General features: G+C 70.4%; 5 protein-coding genes. 3 read left to right on the plus strand and 2 right to left on the minus strand.

Annotated features, from left to right (window positions below):
* Positions 1-164 precede the first annotated feature (164 nt).
* The 3 genes from AC07AB_RS39880 to AC07AB_RS39890 all read left to right on the plus strand — a co-directional run bounded on the left by AC07AB_RS39880 (position 165) and on the right by AC07AB_RS39890 (position 3,370).
* Positions 165-1,139 carry an aldo/keto reductase gene (locus tag AC07AB_RS39880; RefSeq protein ID WP_478577556.1) on the plus strand — a complete coding sequence of 325 codons (975 nt, stop codon included), beginning with the start codon at positions 165-167 and terminating at the stop codon, positions 1,137-1,139.
* A gap of 129 nt (positions 1,140-1,268) precedes the next feature.
* Positions 1,269-1,817: a TetR/AcrR family transcriptional regulator gene (locus tag AC07AB_RS39885; RefSeq protein ID WP_478577559.1), complete on the plus strand. Its 549-nt coding sequence runs from the start codon at positions 1,269-1,271 to the stop codon at positions 1,815-1,817.
* Positions 1,814-3,370, plus strand: coding sequence for an MFS transporter (locus AC07AB_RS39890; RefSeq protein ID WP_478577562.1), 1,557 nt, complete (start codon positions 1,814-1,816; stop codon positions 3,368-3,370). Before AC07AB_RS39885 ends, AC07AB_RS39890 begins: the two co-directional genes overlap by 4 nt.
* Before the next feature lie 61 nt (positions 3,371-3,431).
* On the opposite strand, the gene AC07AB_RS39895 is transcribed toward AC07AB_RS39890, so the two are convergent.
* Both AC07AB_RS39895 and AC07AB_RS39900 read right to left on the minus strand, forming a co-directional pair.
* Positions 3,432-3,821, minus strand: a complete 390-nt coding sequence (locus AC07AB_RS39895; RefSeq protein ID WP_478577564.1) for a hypothetical protein — start codon at positions 3,819-3,821, stop codon at positions 3,432-3,434.
* Between the two features lie 68 nt (positions 3,822-3,889).
* On the minus strand, positions 3,890-6,247 hold a 2,358-nt coding region (locus AC07AB_RS39900; protein ID WP_478577567.1), incomplete at its 5' end, for an ALF repeat-containing protein.

Raw genomic sequence — 6,247 nt, forward strand, 5'->3', positions numbered from 1 at the left:
GGGAGGGGGGGGGGGACGAGAGAGGTGTGAGAAAAGCAGGCCCCCCCGCGGGGGGGGGGGGGGGGGGGGGGGGGGGGGGGGGCCCCCCCCCCCCCCCCCCGGGTCCGCTCCGGGTACCGTGAAACGGTCCGACCAGCAAGAACATCGGCCCTCGGGAGAACACCATGGCGTTCGCGCGCCTCGCGGAAGCCGCCGCCCCGGCGTCCCGCATCGGACTGGGGCTGGCCGCCGTCGGCCGCCCCGGCTACATCAACCACGGCCGCGACCGGGACCTCCCGGCCCAGCGCACCGTCGACGCGCTGCGCGAGCGCACTCACCTGCTGCTGGACGCCGCGTACGGGCACGGCGTGCGGTATCTGGACGCGGCGCGGTCCTACGGGCGCTCGGAGGAGTTCCTCGCCGACTGGCTGCGGGGGCGCCCCGACGCCGAGGACGCGGTGATCGGCAGCAAGTGGGGCTACACCTACGTCGCCGACTGGCGCACCGACGCCGACGTGCACGAGGTCAAGGACCACAGTGTCGCCGCGTACGACCGGCAGCGCGCCGAGACCGAGGCCCTGCTCGGGCCGCGCCTGGACCTTTACCAGATCCACTCCGTCACCCCCGAGAGCCCGGCCCTGACCGACCGCGCGCTGCACGAGCGGCTGGCCGCCCTCGCCGCCGACGGCGTGACGGTCGGCCTCTCCACCAGCGGCCCCGCCCAGGCCGACGCGATCCGCGCCGCCCTCGGCATCACCTGGGAGGGCGAGCCGCTCTTCCGTACCGTCCAGTCCACGTACAACGTGCTGGAGCCCGCCGCGGGCGCGGCGCTGGCCGAGGCCCACGAGGCGGGCGTATCGGTGATCATCAAGGAGGCGGTCGCCAACGGGCGGCTGGCCACGGCCGCGTACGCGCCGCCGGAGCTGCTCCGGATCGCCGAGGAGACGGGCGCCGCCCCCGACGCGGTGGCGCTGGCCGCGGTCCTCCACCAGCCGTGGGCCGGCACGGTGCTCTCCGGCGCGGCCACCACCGATCAGCTCGCCTCTCACATGGGCGCGGTGCGGGTCGGCCTCACCGAGGACCAGCTCACCCGACTGGCGGGTCTCGCCGAAGCGCCCGCGGCCTACTGGCAGCACCGCTCGCGGCTGCCCTGGTCCTGAGCCCCGACGACGGGCGCGGCGCTTGCCGGTGAGGCCGGTGAACCCGGTGAGCCTGGCGAGGTCGATGAGCAGGGTGGGCCCGGCGCGATCGGTGAGACGTCACTGTCTCATTCGGGTAAAGTACGTCTCATGGCCGTTGATCGTGAACACGTACTGAAAGAGGCCGCCGGCCTGCTGAGCCGCAAGGCGACGGCCTCCATGGACGAGATCGCCAGGGCCGCCGGCATCAGCCGGGCCACCCTGCACCGACACTTCGCCGGACGCGGCGCGCTCGTACGGGCCCTGGAGGAACTGGGCATCGCCCAGTTCGAGCAAGCCCTCGACGCCGCCCGGCTCGACGAGGGCGACGCCGTCGGGGCGCTGCGCCGGCTGCTCGTCGAGTCCGAGCCGGTCTTCGCGTTCATGGCCTTCCTCTGCACGGAGAACGAGCTGTTCGAGGGCGACACTCACGAGGGCTGGGACCGGCTGGACGCCCGTATCAACGCCGTCTTCCGCCGCGGCCAGGAAGAGGGCCACTTCCGGATCGACCTCGGCTCCGTCTGGCTCACCGAGGCGCTGTACGGGCTGATCGGCTCCGGCGCGTGGGCCGTGCACCAAGGGCGCGTCGCCCGCAAGGACCTCAATTACTCGATCGTCGAGCTGCTGCTCGGCGGTGCCCGACGGAGCATGGAGAAATGAGCGAGTCCGCAGAGAAGACCCGGGCCGCGACGGCGGAGGGGCCCGGCGCCCCGGCGCCCGGCCGCTGGCTGGCGCTCACCGTCCTCGTCCTGGCCGTGCTCCTGGTCGCGGTCGACGCGACCGTGCTCGGCCTCGCGACGCCGTTCCTCAGCGAGGACCTGCGGCCGTCCGGCACGCAGCTGCTGTGGATCGGCGATGTGTACTCCTTCGTCATCGCCGGGCTCCTGGTTTCCATGGGCAGCCTCGGCGACCGCATCGGACGCAAGAAACTGCTGCTCACGGGTGCCGTCGCGTTCGGCGCGGTCTCCGCGCTCAACGCCTACGCGACGAGCCCCGAGATGATGATCGTGGCCCGCGCCCTGCTGGGTATAGCCGGGGCGACCCTGATGCCGTCGACCCTCGCCCTGATCCGCAACATCTTCCACGACCCCCGGGAACGCAGCTTCGCCGTCGGCATCTGGGGCGCCATGGCCTCGGCCGGCGCCGCCGTCGGACCGGTCGTCGGCGGCTTCCTGCTGGGCCACTTCTGGTGGGGCTCGGTCTTCCTGATCAACCTGCCCGTGATGGTGGTCCTCGTAGTCGTCGGCAGCAAGCTGCTCCCCGAGTCGCGCGACCCCTCGCCCGGCCCCTGGGACCTCGGCAGCGTCGCCCTGTCGCTGATCGGCATCGTGGGCGTCGTCTACACCATCAAGGAGGCGGCGGCGCACGGCATGCGCTGGGACACCGCCGTCGCGGGCGTGATCGGCGTGCTGGCCCTGCTGTGGTTCGTACGGCGCCAGCTCAGGCTGCCCGCGCCGCTGCTGGACATGCGCCTCTTCCACCACCGGGGCTTCTCGGGCGCGGTCCTCGCCGACCTGCTGACCATCCTCGGCCTGTCCGGGCTGGTCTTCTTCCTCTCCCAGTTCCTGCAACTGGTCCAGGGCCGCGGCCCGCTGGAGGCGGGGCTCGCCGAACTGCCCGCCGCCGTGGGCGCGGTCACCGCCGGCCTGCTCGCCGGCAAGGTCGCCCGCCGCTACTCCGTACGCGGCGTGGTCGCCGGCGGCCTGGGCGCCATCGGGGTCTCCCTGGCCGTGCTGATCTGGGTGCACGGGGACATGCCCTACCCGATCCTCGGCGCGGTGCTGCTCATCGTCGGCGTCGGCGCCGGGTTCTCCTTCACCGTCACCGCCGACGTGATCCTCTCCAGCGTGCCCAAGGAGCAGGCGGGCGCGGCCTCGGCGGTCTCCGAGACCGCGTACGAACTCGGCGCGGCCCTCGGCATCGCCCTGCTCGGCTCGATCGTCACCGGCGTCTACCGCGGCTTCACGGTCCCCGACGGCGTCCCCGGCCCCGCCGCCTCCGACGCCCACGAGTCCCTCGGCGGCGCGGTCGAATCGGCCGCCGCCCTGCCGCGCGAGCAGGGCGCGGCCCTCCTCGCCTCGGCGCAGGACGCCTTCACGGAAGGGCTGCGGATCGCGGCGGCCGCGGGCGCGGCCGTCCTGCTCGCCACGGCGGTCGCGGCCTGGTTCCTGCTCCGCGGGCAGCGGCTGGAGGACGGGCCGGTCGAACACTGAGATGGTCCCAGCGGAAGCGGTCTGCCAGGGCGCTGAAGCGATGTGCCCCTCTTGGGCTGGATCAGGTAAAGGTAAGCCATGCCATGAGCGCGCCCAATATGACAAGTGAAAGGGTCAGTTGTGCCGTCAGCGCACGGGACGGCTTGTCCTCCGGCCGCTCTCCGTGTATTGATCCGTTCAGAATTTTCTGCCTTATTTCTCGGCGGTGCCCCAAAATGCCAATAGGGAACACCAGTAGTGCGGTGGAGTACATCGGCAGTAATTCTTCAAGTTTTATGTCTTTCAGGAGTGCGGACGCCACGCCGAAAGCCACGCCAAGTACGGGTGCGAAGCACACCTGAATCTTGTATTTACGGGTCGGCATGAGTGTCACGAAGAATATGAGGAATGCCGATGTGGCGACGATGGAAATGATCCACCAGGCATACAAGGGGATGGATGGGGCGTGCACGTGGTCTTCCTTGTCCCTTCGGGGCCCGCCGCGCGGGCCCCGAAATTATTATTACTGGCTTTCGCCGACTAGCCGAAGAGTCCTATGATGCCAGAAATTGACTCGTGTATGATCCTTGATCCGGTCGAGATGACCGCCCTGGGTGCGGCTTCCTTGATTGCCGAACTAATTCCTGAGCCTATTTTGCCGAGGGCGATTCCAGCGACAGCCTGCACGAAACCAGAGCTGCTGAACCCGTCCGCGTAAGCGTACAGCCCCGCACTGACCACTCCTAGGGCGACCGATGCCTCTCCCAGAATTGGCGCAGAGACCTCACCGACTATGGGGATGGCGAGCGAGAACGCTCCCACGATTCCTACCCACGAGGAAACACGGCCTGCGCGCTGGGCCCACAGGCGCGCAGTGTCCTTGCCGTCCGATGCCTTATAAGGCAGGTTGATGGTGTCGTTGCCGGCGTCGTCAGCGGGATCGGTACCCTTCTTGGCGCTTTCCCGGGCTTGCTCCGCAGCCTTGGCCGCAGCCGCCGCTTGTTCCTGTCGGCGTTTCTGCGCAGCGATGGTGTTGGCGTCGCTCGCGGCCTGTGCTGCTTCCTTGGCGTCCTTGCCTGCGGCGGTGGCTGACCGACTTGCGTCGGCGGCCGAGTCGCGTGCGTTCTCCGCCGAGGCCACGGCCTGACTGGCGGAGGTGGCGGCCTGGTTCGCCGAGTAGTTTGCCTGGCGGCTGGCATGACGGGCGGTGGCCGCGGCGTTCTTGGCCTTTTGGGCGGAGCCTGCGGCTTCAGTCGCCGATTTGTCGGCCTCACGGGCCCTGTCCTGTGCCTCGTCGGCGTAGCCCTTGGCCTGGGCGGCAGAGGTGTGGGCCTGGTCGGCCCACATGCCGGCTTCCTTGGCCTTGTCGTGTGCCTTGGCGGCCACTTCGGATGCTTCGGCCGCGTTTTGGTTGGCGAGGGCCGAGATCCGGGCGGCGGTCGCGATGAGCGCGCGTACGGAGGCGACGTGGGTGGCGGTGTCCTGATCCGACTGAGCCGACTTGTACTGGACATGAGTGACGAACTCGTGCTGCATCCAGGTGGGCCCGTTCATCGCGACCTGGGCGGCGGCTTGCACGTCGGGCCCGCCGTTGTGCATGACTGTGACGGTTTCGACCCGGTCGTCTTCTTCAAGTGCCTTGCGGTAGCCGTTGAGCAGGAAGTTGTACAGGGCTTTCGCACTGCCTTCGTCGATTGCCGCGCTTCCCGCGTTCTTGACGGCTCTGCCAGCCCCGTTCATGAGCTTGAGGACCTGGACGCGGTAGTCCTCGGTCTGGACGTCGTAGACGCCTCCCTCAAGGAACTTCTCCACGCCCGCGTCGTCGCCCTCCAGCACCTTTTGGGCCGCTCCGGCCAGGCTGGGGCCGCCGATCTTGGCGAGATAGAGGACCTTCTCCCGATCGTCCTGATGCAGGGCCTTCTCGTACTCCACCTGGACCCAGGTGACGACATCCTCGTCGGTACCTGAGAGGGCGGCCTCTGCGGCCTGGCGAGTCCAGGAACCGGTGCTGCTCAGCAAGTTGACGGCGGCCTGGCGGCCGAGAGCCGCGGCGGTCTTGGTGTCGGTCCCGGAGCCGGCGGCCTTCTTCAACAGCTCCTTGGTCGTCTCGTCGGTGGCGGTTTCCTGGGTCTGCTGGGCAGCACGACGGTCATGATCCTCTTGATCCGCCTTCGCGATGTCCTTGGCTTCCTCCATGCCGAGTTTGGTGTCGTCGTCGAGCTGGGCCTTCTCGCTTTCGCGGGCGAGTTTCTCGACCCGCTGGGCCGTCGCCACAGCTTCGGAAGCGGTTTTCGCCGCCTCGACGGCAGCGTTGGCGTGCTCCGTGGCCTTGTTCGCCCAGTCCTGAGCCTTGCCGGCCTGGTCGGCGGCGTCATCGGCCGCTTTGGCCGCCCTATCGGCGTGGTCGGCGGCGCTGTTGGCAGCGCTTTGCGCGGCACGGGCGGCCGAAGCGGACTCGGAGGCGAGTGAAACGGCCCTGTCCGCCGCCGAGGTGGCCGTGGCCGCCGCGCTGCGGGCGACGGCCGCGGCGTCGCGCGCCCTGCGGGACTGCGCGGTGGCCTCACCGGCTGAACTGCCGGCCGAGGCGGCGGCATCCGCCGCGTCCGCGGCGTTCTGTGCGGCACGAGCGGCGGCGGCGCCCGAACGCCCGGCCTCGGCACTGGCGTCAGCGGCGTGCGAGGCCGCCGACGCGGCAGTGCGGGCTCCGGCGGCTGCGTCCCGCGCGGCTTGGGCCGCCTGACGTGCCGCCGAGGCTTCGCCGGCGTTCTTCCCGGCAGCGGTGGCGGCGCTGTAGGCGCGGGCCGCGGCCTGCCCTGCGGCGGCGGCCGCGGAGGCGGCGGCCTGGGCGGCGCTCGCGGCTGTACGGGCCGCGGAGACCGCGGTGTTGGACGCCTGGAT

Source organism: Streptomyces sp. NPDC044033 (assembly GCF_056434425.1).